22 protein-coding genes are annotated in these 25442 nt (G+C 72.1%); 11 read left to right on the top strand and 11 right to left on the bottom strand.

Features of this window, described 5'->3' with window-relative positions:
* Nucleotides 1–9: 9 nt before the first annotated feature.
* From RLT58_RS18800 to RLT58_RS18765, 8 genes are all read right to left on the bottom strand, one after another.
* A complete protein-coding gene (locus RLT58_RS18800) occupies nucleotides 10–1581 on the bottom strand; it encodes a DEAD/DEAH box helicase (RefSeq protein WP_311311540.1) in 1572 nt (523 codons plus the stop codon).
* Nucleotides 1582–2002: 421 nt separating this feature from the next.
* The gene (locus RLT58_RS18795; RefSeq protein WP_015609674.1) at nucleotides 2003–2206 is read right to left on the bottom strand and encodes a cold-shock protein; all 204 of its coding nucleotides are present in this window, start codon (nucleotides 2204–2206) and stop codon (nucleotides 2003–2005) included.
* Between the two features lie 345 nt (nucleotides 2207–2551).
* Nucleotides 2552–5581: an alpha-mannosidase gene (locus RLT58_RS18790; RefSeq protein ID WP_311311539.1), complete on the bottom strand. Its 3030-nt coding sequence runs from the start codon at nucleotides 5579–5581 to the stop codon at nucleotides 2552–2554.
* Nucleotides 5582–5622: 41 nt separating this feature from the next.
* Nucleotides 5623–7695, bottom strand: a complete 2073-nt coding sequence (locus RLT58_RS18785) for an endo-beta-N-acetylglucosaminidase (protein WP_311311538.1) — start codon at nucleotides 7693–7695, stop codon at nucleotides 5623–5625.
* Nucleotides 7696–7765: 70 nt separating this feature from the next.
* On the bottom strand, nucleotides 7766–9019 hold the full coding sequence (locus RLT58_RS18780) for a glycoside hydrolase 5 family protein (RefSeq protein ID WP_311311537.1): 1254 nt from the start codon (nucleotides 9017–9019) through the stop codon (nucleotides 7766–7768).
* 54 nt (nucleotides 9020–9073) lie between these two features.
* The gene (locus RLT58_RS18775; RefSeq protein ID WP_311311536.1) at nucleotides 9074–9934 is read right to left on the bottom strand and encodes a carbohydrate ABC transporter permease; all 861 of its coding nucleotides are present in this window, start codon (nucleotides 9932–9934) and stop codon (nucleotides 9074–9076) included.
* Nucleotides 9931–10845 (bottom strand): carbohydrate ABC transporter permease, encoded by a 915-nt coding sequence (locus tag RLT58_RS18770; protein WP_311311535.1) that lies wholly within the window; start codon nucleotides 10843–10845, stop codon nucleotides 9931–9933. The genes RLT58_RS18775 and RLT58_RS18770 overlap by 4 nt, the downstream gene beginning before the upstream one ends.
* A gap of 8 nt (nucleotides 10846–10853) precedes the next feature.
* Complete coding sequence (locus RLT58_RS18765) at nucleotides 10854–12140, bottom strand: ABC transporter substrate-binding protein (protein ID WP_311311534.1); 1287 nt, start codon at nucleotides 12138–12140, stop codon at nucleotides 10854–10856.
* Between the two features lie 408 nt (nucleotides 12141–12548).
* Here RLT58_RS18765 and RLT58_RS18760 point away from each other — a divergent pair, with 408 nt between their 5' ends.
* Nucleotides 12549–13571, top strand: a complete 1023-nt coding sequence (locus RLT58_RS18760; protein ID WP_311311533.1) for a LacI family DNA-binding transcriptional regulator — start codon at nucleotides 12549–12551, stop codon at nucleotides 13569–13571.
* On the opposite strand, the gene RLT58_RS18755 is transcribed toward RLT58_RS18760, so the two are convergent.
* Entirely contained in the window at nucleotides 13568–13903 is a 336-nt protein-coding gene (locus tag RLT58_RS18755; protein ID WP_311311532.1) for a MerR family transcriptional regulator, read from the bottom strand. The two genes, RLT58_RS18760 and RLT58_RS18755, sit on opposite strands and share 4 nt — an antisense overlap.
* 597 nt (nucleotides 13904–14500) lie before the next feature.
* Between RLT58_RS18755 and RLT58_RS18750 the strand changes: the two genes are divergently transcribed.
* The 5 genes from RLT58_RS18750 (at nucleotide 14501) to RLT58_RS18730 (ending at nucleotide 18365) form a co-directional block, all read left to right on the top strand.
* Entirely contained in the window at nucleotides 14501–14950 is a 450-nt protein-coding gene (locus tag RLT58_RS18750; RefSeq protein WP_311311531.1) for a hypothetical protein, read from the top strand.
* Nucleotides 14951–14953: 3 nt separating this feature from the next.
* A complete protein-coding gene (locus tag RLT58_RS18745) occupies nucleotides 14954–15514 on the top strand; it encodes a toxin (RefSeq protein ID WP_311311530.1) in 561 nt (186 codons plus the stop codon).
* 82 nt (nucleotides 15515–15596) lie between these two features.
* Nucleotides 15597–16856 carry an MAB_1171c family putative transporter gene (locus RLT58_RS18740; RefSeq protein ID WP_311311529.1) on the top strand — a complete coding sequence of 420 codons (1260 nt, stop codon included), beginning with the start codon at nucleotides 15597–15599 and terminating at the stop codon, nucleotides 16854–16856.
* Nucleotides 16853–17464 carry a hypothetical protein gene (locus RLT58_RS18735; RefSeq protein WP_311311528.1) on the top strand — a complete coding sequence of 204 codons (612 nt, stop codon included), beginning with the start codon at nucleotides 16853–16855 and terminating at the stop codon, nucleotides 17462–17464. The genes RLT58_RS18740 and RLT58_RS18735 overlap by 4 nt, the downstream gene beginning before the upstream one ends.
* Nucleotides 17465–17516: 52 nt before the next feature.
* Nucleotides 17517–18365 carry a GNAT family N-acetyltransferase gene (locus RLT58_RS18730; RefSeq protein WP_311311527.1) on the top strand — a complete coding sequence of 283 codons (849 nt, stop codon included), beginning with the start codon at nucleotides 17517–17519 and terminating at the stop codon, nucleotides 18363–18365.
* A 4-nt stretch (nucleotides 18366–18369) separates the two neighbouring features.
* On the opposite strand, the gene RLT58_RS18725 is transcribed toward RLT58_RS18730, so the two are convergent.
* Both RLT58_RS18725 and RLT58_RS18720 read right to left on the bottom strand, forming a co-directional pair.
* On the bottom strand, nucleotides 18370–20073 hold the full coding sequence (locus tag RLT58_RS18725; RefSeq protein ID WP_311311526.1) for a SpoIIE family protein phosphatase: 1704 nt from the start codon (nucleotides 20071–20073) through the stop codon (nucleotides 18370–18372).
* Between the two features lie 102 nt (nucleotides 20074–20175).
* Nucleotides 20176–21612: an MFS transporter gene (locus RLT58_RS18720; protein WP_311311525.1), complete on the bottom strand. Its 1437-nt coding sequence runs from the start codon at nucleotides 21610–21612 to the stop codon at nucleotides 20176–20178.
* 69 nt (nucleotides 21613–21681) lie between these two features.
* On the opposite strand from RLT58_RS18720, the gene RLT58_RS18715 reads away from it, so the two are divergent.
* The 5 genes from RLT58_RS18715 (at nucleotide 21682) to RLT58_RS18695 (ending at nucleotide 25383) form a co-directional block, all read left to right on the top strand.
* Nucleotides 21682–22329 carry a TetR/AcrR family transcriptional regulator gene (locus RLT58_RS18715; RefSeq protein WP_311311524.1) on the top strand — a complete coding sequence of 216 codons (648 nt, stop codon included), beginning with the start codon at nucleotides 21682–21684 and terminating at the stop codon, nucleotides 22327–22329.
* A gap of 91 nt (nucleotides 22330–22420) precedes the next feature.
* Nucleotides 22421–22684, top strand: coding sequence for a hypothetical protein (locus RLT58_RS18710; protein ID WP_399131648.1), 264 nt, complete (start codon nucleotides 22421–22423; stop codon nucleotides 22682–22684).
* 79 nt (nucleotides 22685–22763) lie between these two features.
* Nucleotides 22764–23249 carry a peroxiredoxin family protein gene (locus RLT58_RS18705; protein ID WP_311311523.1) on the top strand — a complete coding sequence of 162 codons (486 nt, stop codon included), beginning with the start codon at nucleotides 22764–22766 and terminating at the stop codon, nucleotides 23247–23249.
* 106 nt (nucleotides 23250–23355) lie between these two features.
* Nucleotides 23356–23865, top strand: coding sequence for an NfeD C-terminal domain-containing protein (locus tag RLT58_RS18700; RefSeq protein ID WP_311311522.1), 510 nt, complete (start codon nucleotides 23356–23358; stop codon nucleotides 23863–23865).
* Nucleotides 23866–23943: 78 nt separating this feature from the next.
* Nucleotides 23944–25383, top strand: a complete 1440-nt coding sequence (locus RLT58_RS18695) for a flotillin family protein (protein WP_311311521.1) — start codon at nucleotides 23944–23946, stop codon at nucleotides 25381–25383.
* The last annotated feature ends 59 nt before the right edge of the window (nucleotides 25384–25442 follow it).

The raw sequence follows: 25442 nt of genomic DNA, 5'->3' as shown, positions 1-25442 counted from the left end.
GGAGGTCGGTCAGGCGGCGCGGCCGGCGGCCGGACGGCGTTCGCCGCCGCCCCGCGAGCCCGAGGACGACGAGCCCGTCGCGGACGACGAGCGCCGCGCCTGCGCCGGACGGCTGCGCCGGCCGCGCGAGGACGAGCCGCTCTTGGCCCGCTCGGACGGCGGCGAGGTGATGGTGACGGGCACGCCCGAGGGCGCCTGCGCACCGGTGATCCGGCTGAGCTCGGCCTCGCCTGAGCGGACCTCGGCGATCTGCGGGGTGATGCCCGCGTCGGCCATCAGCCGCGTCATCTCGCGGCGCTGGTTGGGCAGCACCAGCGTGACGACGCTGCCGGACTCACCGGCCCGGGCGGTGCGGCCGCCGCGGTGCAGGTAGTCCTTGTGGTCGCTCGGCGGGTCGACGTTGACGACCAGGTCGAGGTTGTCGACGTGGATGCCGCGCGCCGCGACGTTGGTGGCGACCAGCACCGTGACGTGCCCGGTCTTGAACCGGGTCAGGGTGCGGGTGCGCTGCGGCTGGGACTTGCCGCCGTGCAGCGCGGCCGCCCGGACCCCGCTGCTGAGCAGGTGGTCGGTGAGCTTGTCCACGGCGTGCTTGGTGTCCAGGAACATGATCACGCGGCCGTCGCGGGCGGCGATCTCCGTCGTGGTGGCGTACTTGTCGGCGCCCCGGACGTAGAGCACGTGGTGCTCCATCGTCGTCACCGCACCGGCGGCCGGGTCGACCGAGTGGACGACCGGGTCGTGCAGGTAGCGGCGGACGAGCAGGTCGACGTTGCGGTCCAGGGTGGCCGAGAACAGCATCCGCTGGCCCTCCGCCTGCACCTGGTCGAGCAGCTCGGTGACCTGCGGCATGAAGCCCATGTCGGCCATCTGGTCGGCCTCGTCGAGGACGGTGATCGACACCCGGTCCAGGGTGCAGTCGCCGCGCTCGATGAGGTCCTTGAGCCGGCCCGGCGTGGCGACGACGACCTCGGAGCCGCCGCGCAGGGCGGCCGCCTGACGGCCGATCGACATACCGCCGACGACCGTGGCCAGCCGCAGCTTCAGCGAGCGGGCGTACGGGGTGAGCGCGTCGGTGACCTGCTGGGCCAGCTCCCGGGTGGGGACGAGGACCAGGGCCAGCGGGCGCCGGGAGTCGGCGCGGCGTCCGGCGGTGCGGGCCAGCAGCGCCAGCCCGAAGGCGAGCGTCTTGCCCGAGCCGGTACGGCCCCGGCCGAGCACATCGCGGCCGGCCAGCGAGTTGGGCAGGGTGGCCGCCTGGATCGGGAACGGCACGGTGACGCCCTCGTTGGCGAGCGCCGACAGCAGCGGCGCGGGCATGTCGAGGTCGGCGAAGGCCTCGACGGGCGGCAGCGCGGGGGTGATGGTCTTCGGCAGCGCGAATTCGCCCTGCTTCGCGGCGGGCCGGCGGCCGTATCCGCCACCGGAGCGCTGGGCCGGGGCGCCGAAACGGCCCTGGCCGCCCTGGCGGGGGGCTCCGGAGCGGAAGCCGCCACCCGAACGGGAGCCACCGGAAGGGGCACCGCCGCTGCGGGTACGGGAATAACGGTCGTTGGAACGGGCTGTGCGATCGCGGTTCATTCAGAACCTTCCTCGATATGGCGCGTATCGAGGAATTCATTGCGCGACGAACAGCGCAAGAATCGCAAGAACGGGCCGTTGGCATACAGGAACGAAGCCCGGCGGCGTTCTTGAGCCGATACGGGCCCGGCGAACCGGGTCCGGTGCTTCGCAATGACGGAACGGGCCGGCCTCGGAGAACGGGCCTGCTGCTCACGTCACGGGGCTCCGGCGGACCGGTGGTCCGGGAGCCATGGCGGATCGTCCGCCGCACGATGAAGAGCGTGGGTCCTGTGCGCTTCCCCGGCGGCTCGTGGCGATGGTACCGGCACGGCGGGCACGGGGGCGGACCCGGGAAAAGCAACGAGCTGGGGCCCGCACCCAAGGTGCGGGCCCCAGCTGTCGATGCACGTCTAGCGCTTGCGCGCCGGAGTGATCAGGTTCACGCGGGGGTGATGTTCTCCGCCTGCGGGCCCTTCTGGCCCTGCGTGACGTCGAAGTTCACCTTCTGGCCCTCCTGCAGCTCACGGAAGCCGCTGGCGGCGATGTTCGAGTAGTGGGCGAAGACGTCAGCGCCGCCGCCGTCCTGCTCGATGAAGCCGAAGCCCTTTTCCGCGTTGAACCACTTGACGGTGCCAGTAGCCATGTTTTATCTCCTTCTGGGGCAGAGCCCGGGGACTCGCACTGTGCCAGTCCCGCGTCGCCGCGATGATTACCCCATCCGGATAATGAACCGGAAAATACAAAAGCGCACCCACCGGCCCATTTAGCCGAGGAGAGCACTTGGAGTCTTTGGGAACCACAACTGCAACTGAGATCTACAGTAGCACAATGAATGCGAGTGGGCGCGGCAAGTAATTACACTCCGCCCGGCGTGCCATAAACCCTCACCGCACATTGCATAAAATTCTGTGCTTGCCGCAATAGATATTCACCCCCGTCCCCTCCCGGTCCTGGGCCGGACCGGGAGGGGACAAGGGCGCGGGCCCCGTCAGGCGCGGGCGATCCGCAGGGTCACCAGCTCGAAGGGACGCAGCGCCAGCCGCACGCCCTCGCCGTCCCGCTCGGGCGCCGGCGCGTCGGCCAGCGGCCGCTCCAGCAGGTCGCACGCCACCACCGCACCGGCCGGGAAGCCGGTGGACAGCAGGACCCTCGCCCGGCCGCCCGTGGACTCGTAGAGGCGCACCACCAGGTCGCCGCTCGCGTCGTCCGCCAGCTTGACCGCGCTCACCACGACCGCGTCGTTGTCGAGGGACACCAGCGGGGCCACCTCGCGCTCGCCGGTCACCCGGCGCTCCGGCAGGTTGACGCGGAAGCCCTCGCGGACCGCGTCGCCGATCGCCGCCCCGGGCACGAGCGCGTGCCGGAAGCGGTGCACACCCTGGTCGGTCTCCGGGTCGGGGAAGCGCGGGGCGCGCAGCAGGGAGACCCGCACGGTGGTGGTCGTGCCCGCGTCGGAGTCCCGGACGGTGCGGGTCACGTCGTGCCCGTACGTCGAGTCGTTGACCAGCGCCACGCCCCAGCCCGGCTCCTCCAGGTGGACGAAGCGGTGGTTGCAGGCCTCGAACTTGGCGGCCTCCCAGCTGGTGTTGGTGTGGGTGGCCCGGTAGAAGTGCCCGAACTGCGTCTCGGAGGCGTACCGCTCGGCGTGCACGTCCAGCGGGAACGCCGCCTTGAGGAACTTCTCCGTCTCGTGCCAGTCGACCTCGGTGTCGATGTCGAGCCGCTTGGCCCCGGGGGCGAGGGTCAGCAGCTGGGTGACCTTCGAGTCGCCGAAGCTGCGGACGATCCGCACGGTGGCGGCGCCCTCGCCCTCGACGGCGGTCAGCTCGTCGAGGTCCGTCAGGTCGGTGACGGTGTTGCGGTAGAACGCGTCGACGTCCCAGGCGTCCCACATGTTCGGGAAGTCGGGGTGGATCTGGAGCAGGTTGGCGGCCTGCCCCGGGGCCACCGTCTCGCGCTCGGCGCCGATGTCGTACGCGGAGACGACCAGCCCCCGGCCGTCGATCTCCACCCGGAGCAGCCCGTTGTCCAGCACATAGCCGCCGCCCTCGCGCGGGGCCGGGCTCTCGCCGCCGAGGACGGTGACGGCCGCCGCCGCGCCCGCGCCGACGCCGGCCCGGGCGTGCGGGGCGGAGTTGAAGGCGAGGACGCGTCCGGCGCCGGGGTCACCGGCCAGGGCGCGCTGCGCGGCGTCGACGATGCCGTTCAGCTCCTCGGCGACGGCCGCGTACGTCTTCTCGGCCTCGCGGTGCACCCAGGCGATCGAGGAGCCGGGCAGGATGTCGTGGAACTGGTGCAGCAGCACCGTCTTCCAGATCCGGTCCAGCTGCTCGTACGGGTAGATGAAGCCGGTCCGTACGGCGGCGGTGGCGGCCCACAGCTCGGCCTCGCGCAGCAGGTGCTCGCTGCGGCGGTTGCCCTGCTTGGTCTTCGCCTGGCTGGTGAGCGTCGCGCGGTGCAGCTCCAGGTAGAGCTCGCCGACCCAGACCGGGGCGTTGGGGTACTCCGCCTCCGCCTTGGTGAAGAAGTCGGTGGGGGTCTCCCAGATGACCGTCGCGGAGCCTTCGAGGCTGCGCATCCTGGCGGCCTTGGCGATCATCTCGCGGGTGGTGCCGCCGCCCCCGTCGCCCCAGCCGGTCGGTGCCAGGGAGTGCTGGGCGACGCCCTTGTCCTTGAAGTTCTTCGCCGCGTGGGCGATCTCGCTGCCCTTCATCGAGCAGTTGTAGGTGTCGACGGGCGGGAAGTGCGTGAAGATCCGGGTGCCGTCGATGCCCTCCCACTGGAAGGTGTGGTGCGGGAACTTGTTGGTCTGGCTCCACGAGATCTTCTGCGTGAGCAGCCACTTGGAGCCCGCCGCCTTGATGATCTGCGGCAGACCGGCGGCGAAGCCGAAGGTGTCGGGCAGCCACGCCTCGTCGTTCTCGATGCCGAACTCGTCGAGGAAGAAGCGCTTGCCGTGCACGAACTGACGGGCCATCGCCTCGGAGCCCGGCATGTTCGTGTCGGACTCGACCCACATCCCGCCGGACGGCACGAACCGTCCCTCCGCCACGGCCTTCTTGACCTTCGCGTAGACCTCGGGGCGGTGCTCCTTGATCCAGGCGAACTGCTGGGCCTGCGACATCGCGAAGACGAAGTCCGGCTCGTCCTCCAGGAGGGCGGTCATGTTGGACGTCGTACGGGCGACCTTGCGGACCGTCTCGCGCAGCGGCCACAGCCAGGCCGAGTCGATGTGCGCGTGGCCCACCGCGCTGATGCGGTGCGCGGAGGGCTGCGCCGGAGTCGCGAGGACCTCGGCCAGCTGCTCCCGGGCGGCGGCAGCGGTGCCGCCCACGTCCTGGAGGTCCACCGCGTCCAGCGCGCGGCCGACCGCCCGCAGGATGTCCCAGCGCCTGGCCCCCTCGACGGGCAGCTCCTGCATCAGCTCGCCCAGCACCTCCAGGTCCTGGACGAGGTTCCACACGTTCTCGTCGAAGACCGCGAGGTCCATCCGGGCCAGGACGTACTGCGGCTCGCTGCCCGCCGTCTCCTTGTCACCCAGCCGGGTCGGCAGGAAGGGGTGGTAGTCGAGGATCACCGGGTTGGACGCAGCCTCGATGTGCAGCAGCACCTCCTCGCCGCCGGCGGCGGGGGCGGCCACCCGCACCCACTGGTTGCGCGGGTTGAGCCCCTTCACCGGGGTGCCGTCCGGGCGGTAGACCAGGCCCTCGCACTGGAAGCCCGGCATGTTCTCGTCGAAGCCCAGGTCCAGGAGCGCTTCGACGGTCCGGCCCGCCCAGGCCTCCGGGACCGTACCGGAGACCCGGAACCAGCAGGTGCCCCACGGAGCGCCCCACCGGTCGCCGACCGCGATCGGCTCGGTGGCGCCGGCCAGCCCCTCGGCTACCGGGACGGGCTCGCCCGGCGCGTTCCAGACGGCGACGTCCAGCGGGACGGACTCCGGGTATACGGCGGGCCGGATGCGCTCGTCGAGGACGCGCTTGAGGCGGGCTTCGACCAGGCTGCGGTCGTCGTGCATGAGGGTGGCTCCGTTGTGAGAGGGGGTGCGGGTGGGGGTGGTTACCAGCGGTGCGCGGTGGAGGCGGCGCCCGATGTCGTATAGAGCTCTCCGACGGCCCTGACCTGGAAACGAGCCGCTTTCTCGCCCGGTTCCCCGCGCAGGCCCGGCACATGGAAGGCCGTGGACGCGGTGCCGCCGAGGAAGCGGCGGGTGCCGTCGGGGAGGATCCGGTGCAGCTCGTAGTGGCGCGGCCGGCCCGCCGCTCGCCGCCAGGAGAAACGCAGCCCGGTGCCGTCGGGCCCGGTGGCCGCGCCGGTGACGCGCAGCCCGGACGGTGCGGCGGGGGTCTCGGCCCCGTCGCGCACGGCGAGCGCGCCGAGCCGCCAGCGCACGGGCCCGGCCGCCGTGAGCCGTACCCCCAGCGCGCGGACGGTCCCGGACAGGGCGCGCGGCCGCACGACCGAGGTGGTCCAGCCGGTACCGCCGGACCGCAGCTCGCCCGCCGGGAGATACGTGTACGCGACCGGGTCGCCCGGCCGGTCCGGCTCGCGCAGCGCGACGGCGAGTTCGACGGTGACCGGGCCCGATCCGGGGTCGGTGCGGTGGGTCAGCTCGACGACCGTGCGCCGGGACAGCGGCAGCCGGGTGCCGTACAGCTCGACGGTGGCCGGGGCGTCGAGTTCCCCGTCGACCAGCAGGCTGCTGCCGCCGCGCCAGGCGTCGGCGAAGTCGAAGGCGACGGACGGGACACGGCCCTCGGTACGGACGACCCAGCGGCGGCCCGGCAGCCGGTCCTGGAGGCCGAGGTGGTTCCACTCGGTGTCCGAGGTGACCCGGCCCTCCTCGTACCAGCGCAGGCCGTGGCCGGTGTTGAAGGTGGTGGCGAACGGCAGCCGGTCCACGGTCGAGCGGTCGGCCACCGCGGTGGCGGGGGCACGCCAGCCGTCGTTCCGGTCCGGGCGGGCCGGGTCCAGGGACTGGCCGGTCCAGAACCGCTGGTCGGCGGCGTGGAACTGGGCCGGGGTGCGGTCCTCGGGTAGGTGGCCGCGGGTCCACTCCGGCCGGTAGAAGCCGTAGCTGACGGTGTGCGGGCGGTCGGCGGGGATGATCGCGTCCCAGTCGACGGCCCGGTTCCAGCCGGTGGACTCGACGTCGACGCCCGCCCACAGGTCGTAGCGGCTGCGGCCGACGGCCTCGGCGCTGTTCCCGGAGGCGGCGAGGGTCTCCGGGGTCCAGCGGAAGTCGACGAACATCGAGTCCGCCTCCTCGAACAGCGCCGTGTTCTCGGCGTTCAGGGCGCCCTGCCAGCCGACCTGTCCGCGCACGGTCATCGCGTCGTACCAGGTGACGCGCAGGCCGGCGGCCTTGCCGCGCCTGCGCAGGTCCGTGACGAAGGCGAGCATCTCGGCGCCGAGCGCGGCGTCCCCGCCCTCGGTCTCGGCGTTGAGGAACCAGCCGTCGAAGCCGTGCGCGACGGCCGCCTCCACGAGCTTCGCGGCGAGCGGGAAGCGCCCGGCCGCGTCGCGCTGCACGAGGTCGCGCGTCCACCGCAGATCGCCGCCGTGGTGGACGGGCGGCAGGAACACCGTGCCGAGGACGGGCACGCCGTTGCGGTGGGCCGCGTCCACGACCGGGGCGTTGGGCGCGAGGATCAGGCCCTCGCCCGCCGAGCCGCCCCAGAAGACGAGTTCGTCGATGTAGGCCCAGTGGTTCAGGGCGTAGTAGTCGGCGGTCGCGGAGCCCTGGGAGGGGTTGCCCGCGGTGTTCCCGAACGCCACCAGGGAGGAGATGCGTGCCTGGCCGGTGCGGGCCGTGGTGTTCACCGGGACCGGGGTGAAGCGGCCGGCGAGCGGCACGGACGCGGTGTTGAACGCCAGGTCGGGGTCGTCCTCGGGGCGCCAGGACTTCAGGCTGCGCCAGGTGATGCCGTCACCGGGGGTGCCGGACGGCAGCGAGTCGGGGAACCAGTAGGAGGCGTACGGCTGGAGGCCGGCCGGTGCGGACGGGGCGGCGGGGGCGGCCTGGGCGGTCGCGGCGGAGACCGGGGCCAGGAGGGCGGCGGCGGTGCCGGCGCCCGCGAGGACCACGGTGCGACGGGTGGGGGCTGCCGGGCGGTGCCGGGGCTCGTTCATGGTGTGCTCCGTATCGTGCGAGGTGCGATTCCGGTGCGGTGCGGGGTGGTTCGGGCGGACGGGCGCGTGGTCATCGGACCTGGTCGGGTGCGACGACCTCGGTGATGCCGCGCGCGGCCAGGTGCTCCCGGTCGCCGGCCCTGCTCGCGAGGACGGCGGTGGGGCGGACCCCGTCGGCGGTGAGCCGGGCGAACGCCTCGAAGACGGCTCCGCCGGGCGCGCAGACCGAGCGGCGCGGGGCGGTCAGCTCGTCCCCGGCGTCCACGACGACGGCCGTGGTGCGGGGGGCCGGGCGGCAGGTCCTGCCGCGCTGTTCCTCGACGATGCGGGCGATGGCCCGGCCGGCCGGCTTGACCTGCCGGTCGTTGGTCAACAGGCCGAGGCTGTATTCGAGTTCGGGGAAGTCGGCCAGCGAGCGGGACACGTCGTGGGAGCACCACCAGGTGACGCCCCAGACGTCCTCGCAGTCCAGCGCGTTCGCCACGGTCGCCTCGGTGAACGCGGCGGCGTGCTCGGCGGGGATCAGCGGGGCCGGCGCGCCGACCTCCTGGAGCCACACCGGCCGGTGCGGATCGAGGGCCCAGGCCTTGGAGAGCTCGATGAGATAGGCGGCGTGGTGCTCGGTGGCCGTGCCGGTGCGGCCGTGGCGCTGGGCGGTGCCGTTGAAGACCCAGGAGTGCACGGCGGTGACGGCGCCGGTGCGGGCCGCCTGCGCGGGGGTGAAGGCGTGGTCGTCCTGGTACCAGGCGGCGTCGTACTCCGCGTGCAGGTGGAGCTTCCCGGGCGCCCCCTCCTCGCAGGCGGCGAGCATCCGGGTCAGCCAGCTGTCCGCCTGCTCGGGGGTGATGCGGTCCGGGTCGGGGTGCGGGTCGCCGGAGAACTGGTTGATCTCGTTGCCGAGGGTCATCCCGATGAAGTGCGGCCGGTCGGCGAGGGCGGCGGCCAGGGTGCGCAGGTAGGCGGCCTGCCCGGCGAGCACATCGGGGTCGGTGAAGAGGTTGCGCCGGTGCCAGGTGCCGGTCCAGGCGGGCAGGAAGTCGAAGCTCGACAGATGGCCCTGGAGCCCGTCCACGCTGACGTCGAGGCCGCGTTCGGCGGCGGCGTCGGCGAGCTGGACGAGCTGCTCGACGGCGCGCGGGCGGATCAGGGTGCGGTTGGGCTGGAAGAGCGGCCAGAGCGGGAAGACCCGGATGTGGTCGAGGCCGAGGCCGGCGATGGAGTCCAGGTCGGCGCGCACGGCGTCGAGGTCGAAGTCCAGCCAGTGGTGGAACCAGCCCTGGCTGGGGGTGTAGTTGGCGCCGAAGCGCAGCGGGGAGTGGCTCATACGGAACAGGGGTCCTGGTTCTGTGGTGCGGGGCGGCGTGCGGTCGGTGGTCGGTCAGCCCTTGACGGCGCCTTCGCCGACACCCCGGAAGAAGAAGCGCTGCAGACCGGCGAAGAGCGCGATCAGCGGGAGCACGGCGATGATCGTGCCCGCCGCGACGAGCCGTTCGTCGTTGGCGAAGGTGCCGTGCAGATAGTTCAGGCCGATGGTGAGAGTGAAGTTCTCCGGGTCGCTGAGGACGATGAGCGGCCACAGGAAGTCGTCCCACGAGCCCATGAAGGCGAAGATCGCGACGACGGCGAGGGTGCCCTTGACCGAGGGCAGCGCGATCCGCAGGAACCGCTGCCAGACGTTGGCCCCGTCCACGAACGCCGCTTCCTCCACTTCCTGCGGGAGGTTCAGGAAGGCGTTGCGCATCAGCAGGACGTTCATCGCGCCGATCGAGCCGGGCAGCAGCACCCCGAGCAGGGTGTTGTTCAGGCCCAGGTCACGCATGGTGGTGAACTGGGCGATGATGATGCCCTCGACGGGGACGAGCATGGCGAGGATGAACGCCAGCGTGGCGGCCCTGCGCCCCCGGTAGCGGAGCCGGGCGAGCGCGTAGCCCGCCAGCGCGGAGCCGACGCAGTTGGTGACCACGTTGGCGGAGGCGACCTTGAGGGAATTCAGCGCGTAGTCCCACACCGGGATGGTGTCGGCGACCCTGCTGTAGTTGTCCAGGGTCGGGTCGCTGGGGAAGAACTTCGGCGGTGAGCTGAAGATGTCCTCGTTGGGGCCCTTCAGCGAGGTCGAGAGCTGCCACAGGAACGGCCCGACGGTCAGCGCCAGGACGGCGAGCAGCAGGACGTAGCGCAGGACGAGCTGCCAGAGCGGGATGCGGCGGCCCTCGGCGTCGGTGGTCTTCAGGAAGCTCACGCGTCCTCCTTGCGGTCGGCGCGGAGCACCAGCAGCATCAGGCCGACGGTGACCACGAAGATGACGACCGAGATGGCGGAGGCGTAGCCGACCCGTCCGGTCAGTCCGGTGCCGACCCGCTGGACGAGCATCACCAGGGTGGTGTCCTCGCCGGCCGGGCCGCCGGAGGGCCCGGCCATCAGATAGACCTCGGAGAAGACCTTGAAGGCGGAGACCGAGGAGAGCGCGGCGACCAGCACCATGGTGGAGCGGATGGCGGGGACGGTGACGGTGAAGAAGCGGCGTATCGCTCCGGCCCCGTCCACGGCGGCCGCCTCGTGCAGTTCCTTCGGTACGTTCGCCAGCGCGGCCAGGTAGATGATCATGTAGTAGCCGAGGCCCTTCCAGACCGTGACCGTCATCGCGCTGCCCAGCAGCAGCCACTGGTCGCTGAGGAAGCCGACCTTGCCGATCCCCACCGCCTCCAGCACCGCGTTGACCAGTCCCCGGTCGTCGAGCATCCAGACCCAGATGAGTCCGACGACGACGATGGAGGCGACGACCGGGGTGTAGAAGGCCGAGCGGAAGAAGGCGATGCCGGGGATGTGCCGCTGGACCAGCATCGCAAGCAGCAGCGGCAGGATGACGAGGGCCGGGACGACGCCGAGGACGTACAGCGCGCTGTTGCGCAGCCCGGTCCAGAACATCTCGTCGTGCAGCAGCTCCCGGAAGTTCGCGAGGCCGACGAACTTCCCCGGCTGCAGGGTCCGCCGGTCGGTGAAGGCGTTGACCAGCGTGCTGAAGAACGGGTAGAGGCTGAAGGCACCGACCACCAGCAGCCCCGGCGCCGCGAACAGCCAGGGGCTGAGCGGCAGATGGCGGCTGATCCGGCGGCCGGGTCCGGTGGTGCGGGCGGGGGCTGAGGTGGTCACGAGGGGGCTCAGCTCTGCTGGAGGAGCCGGTCGCACGCCTTGACAGCGTTGTCAAGAGCTTCCTTGGGGCTCTGCTTTCCTTGCAGCGCCTTGGCGATCTGGTTCCGCAGCTCGGTCTTCATCTGCTCGCTGAACAGCACCGGCGTGTAATTGACCGCCGTCTTCAGGGACTTGGCGGCGGCGACCCGGACCCGGGTCTCGTCCGTGCCGTCCTCCTTGGTGAAGTACGGGTCGTCGAGCGAGCCGGCGGTGCTCGGGAAGATGGCGACCTGCTTGGCGAACTCCATCTGCCGGGTCGCGTCGGTGACGTAGTGCGCGAAGGCCACGGCGGCGGGCTTCCGCTTGGTCTGCGCGTTGACCATGACGCCCATGACGTACATGTTGGCCTTGCCGGTGCTGCTGACCTGGTCGGTGATCCCGATGTTCTTGTAGAGGGTCGGGGCCTGCTTCTTGAAGTTGGCCAGGTCCAGCGCGCTGCCCGGGTTCATCGCCACGGACTCGGTGAGGAACTTGTGGCCGGAGGACTCCGGGGTCGCGGTCAGTGCCTGTGCGTCGAGCGCCTTGGCGTCGTACAACTCCTTGTAGTGCGTGAGGAGTTCGACGCCCTTGGCGTCGTTGAAGGCGAAGCCCGTGCCCTCCTTGTTCATCAGCTGTCCGCCGTAGCGGCCGAAGTCCTCGATGGTGGGCACGTTGGCCAGGGTGGCGACCTTGCCGTTGCTCTTCCCGGCCAGCCTCAGACCGTCCGCGAAGACCTGGTCGTAGGTGGTCGGCGGCTTCTCCGGGTCGAGTCCGGCGTCCTTGAACAGGCGCTTGTTGTAGAACATCGGCCCGGTGTTGAGGTACCAGGGGAAGGCGAACGTGCCCTCGGTGCCCGGTATCTGATGGCTCTTCCAGGCGCCGTCCAGATACTCCTTGCGGTACTGCGGGGCCGCCTTGTCGAGGTCGAGCGCGAGACCCGCCTTGGCGAGCGGGGCCACCAGGTCGGGCGAGACGTTGACGACGTCCGGGAGCGTGCCGCCGGCCGCGTCCGCGCTGATCTTGTCCGCGTAGCCCTCGCCGGGCCGGTCGACCCACTTGACCTCGGTGCCGGGGTACTTCTTCTCGAAGTCCGCGATCACGCCGTTGAAGTAGTCCTTGAAGTTCGCCTGAAGGTTCCAGGTCTGGAAGGTGATCTTGCCTTCGACCTTGCCGGAGGCGTCGGACGAGCTCGCGTCCGACCCTCCGCCGCAGGCACTCAACGGCAGGACAGTGGCGAGGACGGCGGCAGTGGCGACTGCCCTGCGGGAGATGCGCACGGTGAACGGCTCCTTTGCTCGGACCAGGCGTGCGGACGGCGAACCGGGGCTGTGGACCCGTCGGCTGCGTTCGCCCAGCAGACCCTGCAATGCACCTGGCCGAAAGTCAATACATTCCCCGAAACCAAGCCCGAACCGTTGACATAAGTGCAGCTCAGAGGCGTGCGCCGGCCCATTGTTGATCAATGACTAATGCGCTTTAGGTGCACATGACTCAAGCGCATTAGTTCGCGCCGCGCATCGCTCGACCAATGGACCGGGACGCTCTACGATGCCCACGGGGGCGAGCGGACCCGACGACCGGTCGGCGCCACAGGGAACGCACGGAAAGAGGCACCGGTGACACCGAAGAGGCCGCCGGCCGGGGAGACTTCGACGGCTCGGCGCACGCCGGCGCGACGGCCGACCATGAAGGACATCGCCCAGCGGGCCGGGGTGTCCGAGAGCGCCGTCTCCTTCGCGCTCAACAACCGCCCGGGCGTCTCGGAGATCACCCGTGACCGCGTCCGGCGCGTCGCCGAACAGCTGGGCTGGCATCCGAGCACCGCGGCCCGCGCGCTGTCGGGCGAGGGGGCGGCCACGGTGGGGCTCGTCGTCGCCCGCCCGGCGGCGAATCTGGGCGTGGACTCGTTCTTCCTCCAGCTGATCTCCGGCATCCAGGAGGTGCTGGCGGAGCGCCGGCTCGGGCTGCTCTTCCAGGTGGTGGAGGACGTGGCGGCGGAGTGCGCGGTCTACCGGCGCTGGTGGGCCGAGCGGCGGGTGGACGGGGTGCTCGTCGTCGACCCCCGCACCGACGACCCGCGCGTCGCCCTGCTGGACGAACTGGGCCTGCCCGGCGTCGTCATCGGCGCCCTCCCCGGCAGCGACACGGCCCCCCACCCGGGCCTCTCCCAGGTCCGCGCGGACGACGCGGGCGCCATGGCCGCGGTCGTCGGACGGCTACACGAGCTGGGCCACCGCCGCATCGTGCACATCGCCGGGCTGCCCTCGCTCGCGCACACCGACCGGCGCATCCGGTCCCTGCGCATCGAGGCCGACCGGCACGGGCTGACCGGGGCCCGCTCGGTGACCACGGACTACTCCGACACCGAGGGCGCGGCGGTGACCCGCCGGGTGCTGGAGCAGAAGGATCCGCCGACCGCGCTCGTCTACGACAACGACGTGATGGCGGCGGCCGGGGTGGCGGTCACGGCCGGGCTCGGACTGCGGGTCCCGGAAGACGTGTCGGTGGTGTCGTGGGAGGACTCCGCGCTGTGCCGGCTGACCGCCCCGTGGCTCACCGCGCTGTCCCGGGACACGGTCGCCTTCGGCCGGCTCGCCGCCCGGGAGCTGACCGCGCTGCTCGACGGCGGCACGGCGCACACGGTCCAGGTACCGCTGCCCCGGCTGATCGAACGGGGCAGCACGGGGCGGGCGAGCGACGGACCCTAGGCGTCGCGGCCGGGGGTGGGGCGGCGCAGTTCCTCGTTCAGCCGGAGCGCCTCTTCGAGCTGGTCCTCCAGGATCACGATCCGGCAGGCGGCCTCGATCGGGGTGCCGCCGTCGACCAGTTCTCGGGCGCGGGCGGCGATGCGCAGCTGGTAGCGGGAGTAGCGGCGGTGGCCGCCCTCCGAGCGCAGCGGTGTGATCAGGCGGGCCTCGCCGATCGCACGGAGGAATCCGGGCGTGGCGCCGATCATCTCCGCGGCGCGGCCCATGGTGTAGGCGGGGTAGTCGTCGTCGTCGAGACGGTCAGTGGCCTGCGGAGGGGTATCGGGGGGCATGTGCACCTGCCGCGTGTCGCTGACTTCGTTGACCGAACGAGAATCTCTCATTGTGCGAGCCATCGTCTCTAGCATAGCCGCGACAGATTTCCCTGGCCGGAGGGGGGAAATAATCTGATTCCGGCCGGTCCGCCGCCCCGGCAGCCCCTCGGTGCGGTTCCCCCCGGCTGCCGGGTCCCGGCAGCCGGGGGCCCGGAAGGGCAAGCACACTGACCCGCCGGTCAGTTGATGGCGGCCTGGCCAGGGGGCCATAATGCACGGGTAGCCCTTCACGCATCCCCCGTCGTGAAGGGCTACACCCCTGTGCGCACCCGGAAGGACGCGTCCGCGCCCGGGAAAGACCTCACGGGCAAGGGACTCCCCTCGTGGTCCCCTGCCCGTGTTTTTTCGAGTTAACAGTGACGTAGAGTGTTTGCGCAAGCCCGCTCCGGGCACCCGGACACGGATGTTCCGCTTCGTCCCGGTACGGTGTTCCGCCGCGGCTCCCGCGCCCGGCCGGCGCCGCCGCGTTGGTTACAGTACGAGCCCGTTGACCGAGTCGAGCACCGTACGGCACCGGACAGGGGCCCGGGCGGTGGACGTGGACGGGGGGGCCGGATGGACGACAACGGCGATGAGCGCGCGCCGGAGCTGCGGACGTTGCGGCAGAAGGTCGAGTACATGGTCGAGAAGACCTTCCCCGGCCGCAGGATCTCGGGACGGTTCTTCGCGGAGCTGGTCAAGGAGCGCGGCGGCTCCCTCTCCCACAGCTACTTCTCCAACATCCTGGCCGGCAAGGTCACCCAGCCGTCCGAGGAGATCCTGAAGGCGCTCGGACTCGGCTTCGGCGTGGACTGGCGCTTCTTCAAGGAGGAGTCCGAGGTCGTCGACGACGTCGTGGCGGGGCTGCAGTTCCTGGCCAAGCGGCGGACCGGTGAGATCAGCGGAATGGCCGGACGGGGGCTCGCGGAGGACGGACTGCCGCCCGAGCTGCTGCAGTTCGCGCTGGCCCTGCTCCGGGACGCGCAGGACCGGCAGCCGCCGGCCGAGGGCGAGCAGCGGGGTTAGCGGATGTCGATGCGTGCGCTGCGCAGGGAGTGCGAGGACGGGCTCGCCGGGCTTCCGCTGCCCGCCCCGTTCTCGGTCGCCGGTCTGGTGGCGAACATGGAGGCGGCGCGGGGCCGGACCATCGTGCTGCACGAGATGCCCGACCGGATCGCCCGCGTCAACACCGCGTGCGGGCTGCGGCTGAAGGCCGGGGACACCAGCTTCGTGCTCTACCGGCGCCGCCCCACCGCGTACCAGACCCAGCACGTCATCCTGCACGAGCTGTGCCACGAATGGTTCGACCACGGGACCTCGCTGGACGCGGAGCAGCTCCAGCGGCTGCTGCCCGTCTTCGACACCTCCCTGATCGCCCGGGTCGTCGGCGCCGACCCGCTGGTGAGCCCGGACGCCGTGCAGGCGCGGGCGCAGTACGACACCCACGACGAACGCATGGCCGAATTCGGTGCCTCGCTCATCCCCCGGATGGCCCGCGACGTGACGAGCGATGACATGGTGGGGCGGCTCGCCAACTCGCTCTCCCGCCCGGTCGCGCACCGCCGGCGGGGCCTGTTCCGCCGTACGTAGCACCGGACCGCCGTCCGTACCGCCCGACCGTGTTCCGCCCGCCCCCCCCACCCCGATTCCCCCACCCCGAGGACCTGCTGCCGTGACCCCCCTCGACCTCGCCGGCTATCTGATAGCCGGCCTGATGACAGCCGTCGCCCTGTGGCGCATGCCGGCCGCCCTGTGGGGCGACGAGGAGGACCGGCGGCGCCGGGCGCTGTGGGGCTGTTACGCGGGATTCGCCCTCGCCCTGTGGACCAAGACCCGGGTCGTGCGCGTCGGGCTCAACGACAGCCCGGTCACCGACCTTTCGGTACTGATCAAGCACTACACGGCGACCGTCGCGATTCTGGCCATTCTCAGCTACATCGTGGCGATCTACGGCCAGTACGCCGACACCGGTGACATCCCCCGGCACGTCCGGTTCGCCCGGCTGATCCAGCAGGTGGCGGCCAAGGCGTCCGTCGCCACGCTGGTCCTGCTGACCGTGCTGTTCTTCACCGTCGTCGACCGGTCGGTCCCCTCGGACCGGTTCGTCGCCGACCACGCCGGGCAGTGGGGCGCGACGCTGTACATGAGCGTGTTCTACCTCTACCTCGGCGCGGCCTCCGCCGTCTGCGCGTACCAGTGGGCCCTGGCCACCGCGAGCGCCGGGATGCGCCATCTGCGGGTGGGGCTGGGGATGATGACGTTCGCGATGTTCATCGGGGTCGGCTACACGGTCAGCCGGACGCTGTTCCTCTGGGCCAGCGTCGTCGACCACCCCAGCGAGTCCTTCGCGCTGGGCTTCGACGAGGTCACCGAGGCCGCCCAGGTCGTCCTGTTCGCCTTCTTCGCGGTCGGCGCCTCCATCCCCGCCCTGGCCAACGTCCGCCGCCGCAGCACGCTCTGGCGGGCCCAGGCGAAGCTGCACGCCCTCTGGTACGAGCTGATGACGGCCTTCCCCGACCAGCCCTTCGAGCGCCCGGCTCCGCTGCTGCGCGAGCTGACCCGCTTCGACACCCCCGCCGACCTGCGGATCGACCGCTGGGCGGCGGACATCGCCGACGCGGTGGAGAAGCTGCGCCACTACGTGCCCGACACCCTGCTCCCGGCGGCGCGGACCGCCGCCGCCGAGGACGCCCCCGGCGAAGAGCGGACCGGGCCGCTCGCCGACGCGTACTGGATCAAGGCCGCCCTGCTGGCCCACGGCGCGGGCGCGGCCGCCGGGGACGCGGCGGCCGTCGGCACCCAGCACGCGACCGACCAGGACGGCGAGGTCGCCCGGCTGGTCAAGGTGGCCGCCGCGTACCGCACGGTCACCCCAGAACGGGCCCGACAGATACTGCGATCCGCCGCGGCGGGCAAGGAGCAGCCGGCATGAGCACCACCGACACCACGGGACCCTCGGCGGACGCCGGTCCCGACAACGCCGCCGCGCGCCGGGTGACCGATGTCTTCCAGCCGCGCAACCTCCTGCTGGCCGGGATGCTCGGCATCGGTCTCGCGGCGTCCGGCCACTGGACCGGGCTGCTGTGGGGGCTGCTGGGCGCCCTGTGCGCCGGGATCGTGCCCGCCGGGTACATCGAGTGGGAGCGCGGGCGCGGCACCTGGGGCGACCGCCATGTCGTCGACCGGACCAAGCGGGCGCCGATCTTCTTCGTCATCCTCGGTTCCATCGGCACCGGTTCGGCTGTCATGGTGCTCGGCGGCGCCCCCACCGGCATCCTGGCCGCGATGCTCGCGCTCTGGGCGATGACCGTCGTCCTGCTGGCCGTCAACACGTTCTGGAAGATCTCGGTGGACGCCTCGGTCGCCTCGGCCGTGGTCGCGCTGCTCGCCTCGGTCCACTCGCCGTGGTGGCTGCTCGCGTACGCGATGACGGCCGCCGTCTGCTGGTCACGGGTGGCGCTCGGCTACCACACGGTCGGCCAGGTCACGGCGGGGACGGCGCTCGGCGCGGCGACGGCGGGCGCGTTCCTGTTCGTGTGAGCCGTGCGGGGTGTCGTTGAACGGACCGGGCCCGGAGGTCCATGGTGGGTCCGTGCAGACATTCGAGATCACCACAGCAAGCGCGGACGACATCAGGATGATGGCGGACTGGGCCCATGCCGAGGGCTGGAACCCGGGTCTGACCGACGGTCAGGCGTTCTTCGCCGCCGATCCGTGCGGTTTCCTGATCGGCCGGCTCGACGGAACGCCCGTCTCCTGTGTCTCCGTGGTCCGTTACGGCTCCCGCTTCGGCTTCCTCGGCTTCTACCTGACCCGCCCCGAGCTGCGCGGCCAGGGCTACGGGACCCGGCTCTGGGCGGCCGGGACGGCACGGCTGGCCGGACGCACCACCGGCCTCGACGGCGTGGTCGAGCAGCAGCCCAACTACCGCAGGTCCGGCTTCATTCCGGCCTGGACGAACATGCGGTACGAGGGGCTCGCCCCGGTGGACGTGACGCCGCCGGAGGGGGTCACCCTGGTCGACGTGCGGACGCTGCCCTTCGGTCAGGTGACCGCGTACGACCGGCGGTTCTTCCCGGAGGAGCGCGACAGCTTCCTGGCGGCCTGGACCACCACGCCCGGCCGTACCGCGTACGCCGCGCTGCGGGAGGGCGAGGTGCGGGGGCTCGGGGTGCTGCGGGCCTGCCGTACGTCCTCGCGCATCGGCCCGCTGTACGCGGCCACGCCGGAGATCGCCGCGTCCCTGGTGAGCGCGCTCGCGGCCACCGAACCCGCCACGCCCGTCGCCGTGGACGTGCCCGACGCCAACCCGGCGGCGGTGCGGCTGGCCGAGAAGCTGGGGCTCACCCCGACCTTCGAGACCGCCCGGATGTACGCCGGCCCGGTGCCGGAGACGGACCTCGGCGGGCTCTACGGCATCACCAGCCTCGAACTGGGCTGATCCGTCAGGGCGTCGCGCCGTCCGGTTCCGTCCGGGTGCGGGAGGCCATCACCGCGATGTCGTCCTCGGCACCCGGTCCGAAGCGGTCGAGGACCGCGTCCAGCAGCTCCTCCAGATCGCCGCTCTCCGGCAGGGTCAGGCCCGCCAGCCGGGCGACGGACACGTCGATGTCCTCGCCGCGCCGCTCCACCAGACCGTCGGTGTACATGAACAGCACGGTGCCGGGACCGCACTCCACCACCGTGGTCCGGTAGCCGCCGTACCCGGTGCCGAGCGGCGGGCCCGCCGACACGGCGGCGAGCCGGGTGCCGGCCGCGGGGTCGATGAACACCGGCGGCAGATGGCCCGCGCTCGCCACCTCGCACACCGCGCCCGAGCGGTCGACCACGGCGAGCAGACAGGTCGCCGCCCGGTCGAGCCCGGAGCGCTCCACCATCCGGTCCAGCTGCTCCAGGATGCGGTGCGGCGGCAGCTCCTCGTCGGCCAGCAGCCGCAGCAGCGAGCGGTAGTGGCTCATCGCGACGGCGGCCTCCACCCCGTGGCCCATGACATCGCCCATCGCCTTGAGGTGGCGGCCGTCGGGCAGCGGGATGACGTCGAACCAGTCGCCGCCCACCAGCACGCTGCGGTCGGCCGGCAGATAGCGGGTGGCGACCTCGATGTGCGGGTGCGGCGGACGCGGCTCGGAGAGCAGCGAGCGCTGGAGCTCCAGGGCGATGGTGTGCTCATGGGTGAAGCGGCGCGCGTGGTCGAGGTGGACGGCCGCCCGTACGGCCAGCTCGCGGGCGACCACCACGTCGTCGTCCGTGAAGACGGGCGAGCCGCCGGCCCTGAGCAGGCCGAGCACGCCGATCGGGGCCCCTCGTACGGCGATGGGCACGGCGATCGCCGAGTGCAGGCCGAGCTCCCGGTAGGCGGCGACCCGCTCCGGGTTGGGCGCGGCCCGGCTCAGCAGCTCGTCGCCGGTGAGGTTCTCCACGACCGGCTGGTTGGAGACCAGGCAGCGCGGCACGGCCGCGTCCTCCTGGTAGTCGATGTAGTCGCCGGCCACCCCGAACTGCTCGATCCCCCGGCTCAGCCCGCGCACCGACGAGATCGCCGCACGCCGCATCCGGACGACGTCGGGCGGTGCGGGGCGCACCGGCGGGGCGACGTCGGGCGGGAAGACCTCGACGGTGGCGACGTCGGCGAGGCCGGGGACGACGAGGTCGGTCAGCTCGGCGCAGGTGGTGTCCATGTCGAGCGTGGTGCCGATGCGGGTGTTCGCGCTGTCCAGGAGGCTCAGGTGGCGCTGGGCCTGGGCGAGCCGGTGCTGTTCGTCGTCGGACGCCATGACCTCCAGCACGATCCCGACGACGCCGACGATCCGGCCGCCCACCTCCAGCCGGTGGTAGGCCCCGTGCCAGTAGCAGCGGGCGGTGCCGGACTCGGCGGGCAGCCGGCCGCTGGAGGTGATCTCGCGCGCCCGGCCGTCGGTGAGGACGGCGCGCATGAGGTCCTCGCGGGCGTCGATGTCGGGCATGACCTCGCTGGGGCGGCGGCCCAGATGTGCGTCGGGCGGGAGGCCGTTGTGGCGCACCAGTGCCGGGTTCACGTAGATGTAGCGCAGGTCGGTGTCGAACACGGCCACGCCCGCAGTCGTGCCGTCGAGCGCGGCGGCGAGCGCCGTCTCGTCGATCGACCTCGGATGGTCGGCGTGGACCGGCAAGGCGAACCTCCTGGGGCAGGGCGCGGGCCGCCCGACTGCCCGGTCCTTCATCCTCGGCCGCCCGGCCCGCTCCCGCATCCCCAGCACCGCCGACCGCGTCGCTCAGTGGACCGGCATCGCGCCCCCGGTCTCCGGCCTCCCCCGGGGCACCAGCACCGCGGACACCGCCGCGCAGCCGCCCGCGGCCACCGCGCACACCAGGAACGCGTCCGCGAAGCCGGCCACCGAGCCCGGGGCGCCGCCGATGCCCGCGGCGGCCACCGCGGAGACCACGGCGACGCCGATCGCCCCGCCCACCTCGTGGAAGGTGTTGACCACGCCGGACGCGAGCCCCGCCTCCTCGTGCGCGACCATGCCCAGCGCCGTGGTGGTCGCGGTGACGAACACCGCCCCCAGCCCGAACGCGGCCGCGGCGAGGCCCGGCAGCAGCACCCCGTACACCCCGCTGTCCACGCCGAGCCGGGTCAGCGGGACGCAGCCGGCGGTGGCGACCACCATCCCGCCGACGGCGGTGGCCCGGCTGCCCGCCGTGGAGACGAGCCGCGAGCCCAGGTGGGCGCCGGCACCGACGGCGACCGCGACCGGCAGGAAGACGAGGCCGGTGCGCAGCGCCCCGTAGCCGCGTCCGTGCTGGAGGTAGACCGAGCCGAGGAAGAAGAACGCGATCAGCAGTCCGGTGGCGATCAGCATCAGGAACGCCCCGGCCACCACCGGCCTGCGGGTGAACATCCGCAGGTCCATCAGCGGCTCCCGGGCCACCCGTTCGACCGCCGCGAACCCGGCGTACAGCACCGCGGCGGCCAGCAGCGGAAGCAGCGTGCCGGGCGCGCCCCATCCGCCGTCCCCGGCCCGCACCAGTCCGTAGATCAGCGCGCCGGTGCCCCCGGTGACGAGGACCGCCCCGGGGACGTCGAGCCGGGCCGAGGGCCTCGGCGCCCGCGCGGGGACGTAGCGGGGGAGGACGGCCAGCAGGGCGAGGCCGACGGGCACGTTGACGTGGAAGACCCAGCTCCAGCCGGGCCCGCCTGCCAGCGCTCCGCCCACCAGCACGCCGAGCGCGGAGCCCGTGCCGCCGATCGCGGCCCACACGCCCAGGGCCCGGTTGCGGGCCGGGCCGTGGAAGGACGTGGTGACGAGCGCCAGGGCGGCCGGTGACAGCAGCGCGGCACCCACGCCCTGGGCGACCCGGCCGCCGATCAGCACCGCGGCGCTGCCCGCGAGACCGGAGGCCAGCGAGGCGGCGGTGAAGACGGCCAGCCCGGCGAGCAGGACGCGCCGGGCGCCGAGGGCGTCGGCGAGGCGCCCGCCGAGCAGCATCAGCCCTCCGAAGCAGAGGGCGTACGCGGTGACCACCCAGGTCAGCGCGGTGCGGTCGAGGTGCAGGTCGGCGGCCATGCCGGGCAGCGCGACGTTCACCACGGTGACGTCGAGCACCAGCATGAACTGGGCCGCGCACAGGAGCGCGAGCAGCACTCCGGAGGCGTTCCGGGCGGCCGTGTGCGGAACGGACGGATGCGGAGAGGCGGTGTCATGGGTCATGAACTGAACTGTACGGCCCAGTTCAGTTGAACTCAACTGTTCAGTTCAGGTCGCTGTTAGCATCGGCGCATGGACACCAAGCCCCGCCCCGCCGGACCCCGCGCCGAGGCCAAGCGGCAGGCCATCGTGAAGGCCGCCCGCGAGGCGTTTCTCCGGGACGGGTTCGGGGTCGGCATGGACGCCATCGCCGCCGGGGCGGGCGTCTCGAAGGTGACGGTCTACAACCACTTCGGCAGCAAGGAAGCGCTGTTCACCGCCGTCATCGCGGGCGCGCTGGACGAACCGCTCGGCGGCGCGTCCGCGACGGCGCTCGCCGGGCTCGCCGACGCCCCCGACCTGCGGACCGCCTTCGTCGACGCGGCCCGGGGCTGGGTGGCCGCCGTCCGGGGCAACGCCGAGGTGATCGCCCTGCGCACCCTCGTCGCCGCCGAACTGCACCGCTTCCCGGAACTCGCGCACGGCTGGCACGGCAGCGGCCCCGAGGGCCACCACCCCGCCGTGGCCGACGCCCTGCGCGCGCTCGCGGACCGGGGCCGGCTGGTCATCACCGACCTGGACACGGCGATCGTCCAGCTGTACGCGCTGCTGGTCTTCCCGCACCTGGTCCTCGGCTCGTACGGCACGACGATCGACGACGACGCCACCGAGCGGCTGATCACCCACGGCGTGGACATGTTCCTGGGCTACTACGCGCCGCCCGGTCCGGCCGCCGCGTAGGACGGTCCAGTTCGGCGGCCTCGTCGCCGTACCCGGCCCTGGTCGCGCCGCGGCTGACCCCGGGCACCTTCCTGCCGCTGCTGTGTGCGCGGTGCTGGCGGGCCTCGCGCTGAACATCCCCTTCGCGGTGCTGGTCAAGCTCGGCCAGGACTGTCTGCCGGGCCGCCCCGGCACCGCGGCCGGCGTCACGCTCGGACCGGCCGTCTCCGTCGGCGGCCTGATCGCCCCGGCGCTCGGCGCGGCGGCCCAGGCGTACGGCCCGCAGGGCGTGTTCACGATCCTGTGCGCGATCCCCGTACTCGCCCTGCTTCTCGGCCTGTTCCTGACGGAGCCCGGTCCGCGACCCGGTGCATGAGCGCCCCGGCGGCCGGAGCATGCTGTACGGAAACACGGGCAGCACCACCGCCACAGCGCCGGACCCCGAAGGACACGCCATGGGATCGTCACCGCAGCTCGGCAGCAAGGTCCAGGACTTCACCCTCGCGGGAGGCGCGCTCGAGGGGGACGCCTTCGAACGCCGCGACTACACGCTGTCCGCCGCGCGCGGACGGGCCCTCGTCCTCGCCTTCTACCCGGGCGACAACACCGCCGTGTGCACCAAGCAGCTGTGCTCGTACTCCTCCGGCATGGAGCGGTTCGAGGAGCTGGACGCGGAGGTCTGGGGCATCAGTCCCCAGGATGTGGACAGCCACGAGTCGTTCGCCCGCACCCACGGGCTGCGCATGCCGCTGCTGGCCGACCCCGGCCGGGAGACCGCCCGGGCCTTCGGGATCGCGGCGCCCGGCATCGGCGTACGGCGTGCGGTCTTCCTGATCGACGCCGAAGGGGTACTGCGGTGGAAGCACGTGGCGCTGCTCGGCGCCACGTTCCAGTCCCTGGACACCCTGGCGGATCACCTCACCGGCATCAAGAACAAGTAAAAGACTGCCGGAACCCGGCAGTGTCGCCGGTCCGGCAGGTATGGGATCATCCAGCCAGTTCGACGGAAATGTTCGGGGGATTCCGCAGACCGGGAGGGGTGATCACGTGACCTTGTTTCTCGGTCTCGGAATTGCGGGGGTCGTGCTGCTCGCGCTGTCCCTGGTCTTCGACGGCATCCTCGAAGGACTCTTCGGGGGTGTGCTGGACGGCCTCTTCGACGGCCTGCTCTCCCTTCCCGTGATCGCCGGCTTCATTTCGATGCTCGGTTTCGGCGGCGCCATCGTGCTCGGCACGACGGGTGTCGGCACGATCGCCGCCACCGGGGTGGGCGCGCTCGCCGGGCTGGTGGCCGCCGTACTGACCTGGAAGCTCAGCCGGGCCCTGATGCGGGACCAGACCGACGCCACCCCGCGCGACGAGGATCTCGTCGGCACCTCGGGATCCGTGGTCACGGCCATTCCGGCCGGCGGCTACGGGGAGGTGCTGCTGCGGCTCGGCGGGCAGCTCGTGAAGCTGTCGGCGCGCAGCGGGGTGCCGGTGGCACGCGGCACCGAGATCTGGGTCGAGGCCACGCTCTCCAGCACCTCGGTCTCGGTCCGTCCCGTCGAACGCTGACCCGGTAGACGCACGCCGTTCCATCACCGCTCGCCACAGAACTGCCGTCCCCGTCGGGAGGCAGAGGGGGACACCCTTATGAGTCCAGTAGTCATCGCCATCGTCGGAGTCGTCGTACTCCTCGTCCTGCTCGCCCTCGCGGTCATCACCCGCTACAAGGTCGCGGGCCCCAGCCAGGCGTTCATCATCACGGGCCGCCGCGGCAAGAAGTCCGTCGATCCGGTGACCGGCCGGGCCAGCATCGACAACAGCGGCCAGAAGGTCGTCGTCGGCGGCGGCGTCTTCGTCGTCCCCTTCGTCCAGCAGAAGTTCACCCTCGACCTCTCCAGCCGGCACATCCCGGTCGCGGTGCGCGGTGCCGTCACCCTGCGCGGGGTCAAGTCCAACCTCGAAGGCGTCGCGATCGTCAAGGTCGGCGGCAGCGAGGACGCGATCCGGGCCGCCGCCCAGCGCTTCCTCCAGCAGCAGGACGGCATCGTCGGCTTCACCCAGGAAGTGCTCTCCGGCGCGCTGCGCGCCATCGTCGGCCGGATGTCGGTCGAGGACATCATCCGCGACCGGGCCGCGTTCGCCGGCCAGGTGGCGGAGGAGGCCGAGGCGAGCCTGTCCGGCCAGGGCCTGATCCTGGACGCCTTCCAGATCCAGGACATCACCACCGAGGGCTCCTATCTGGAGGACCTCGGCCGCCCCGAGGCCGCCCGCGCCAAGCAGGAGGCGGACATCGCCGAGGCGATCGCCCGCCGCGCCTCGGAGCAGGCCCGGCTGAAGGCCGCCGAGGAAATCGCCATCGCCGAGCGGACCTTCTACCTCAAGCAGGCCGAGATCAAGGCCGAGACGGAAGCGGCCGCCGCCAAGGCCAACGCCGCCGGCCCGCTCGCCGAGGCCGCCCGCCAGCAGGAAGTCCTCCAGGAGCAGGAGAAGGTCGCCGAGCGCCAGGCCGCGCTGACCGACCGCGAGCTCGACACCAAGGTCCGCAAGCCCGCCGACGCCGCCCGCTACCAGGCCGAGCAGGAGGCCGAGGCCCGCCGCATCGCCCAGGTCAAGGAGGCCGAGGCGGACGCCGAGCGGTCCCGGCTGACCGGTCAGGGCGAGAAGCTGCACCGCTCGGCGCTCGCCGACGCCGTGCGCATCGAGGGCGAGTCCGAGGCCGCCGCCATCGCGGCCCGGGGTGCGGCCGAGGCCGAGGCCATGCAGAAGAAGGCCGACGCGTTCAAGCAGTACGGTGACGCGGCCGTCCTCCAGATGCTCGTCGAGGTCCTGCCGCAGGTCGTCGCCAAGGCGGCCGAGCCGCTGAGCGCGATCGACAAGATGACGGTCATCTCGACGGACGGCGCGAGCCAGCTGTCGCGCACGGTCACGGACAACGTCGCCCAGGGCATGGAACTCCTCAGCTCCACCACGGGCGTCGACCTCGCCGCCCTCCTGAAGAACCTGAAGTCCACATCCCCGAAGCCGGAGCCTGCCCCGTCCCCGGACACGACCACCCCGCCGAACGGCAAGATCGAAATCACGGACTGACACCCCTCCGTACGACCACCGTGTGCCCGGCCGGCTCCACAACCGGCCGGGCACACGTG

This window comes from Streptomyces sp. ITFR-16 (assembly GCF_031844705.1).
GTDB lineage: Bacteria > Actinomycetota > Actinomycetes > Streptomycetales > Streptomycetaceae > Streptomyces.
Note: the sequence above shows the minus strand (reverse complement) of the source record. Positions and strands in the feature narration are given on the sequence as shown.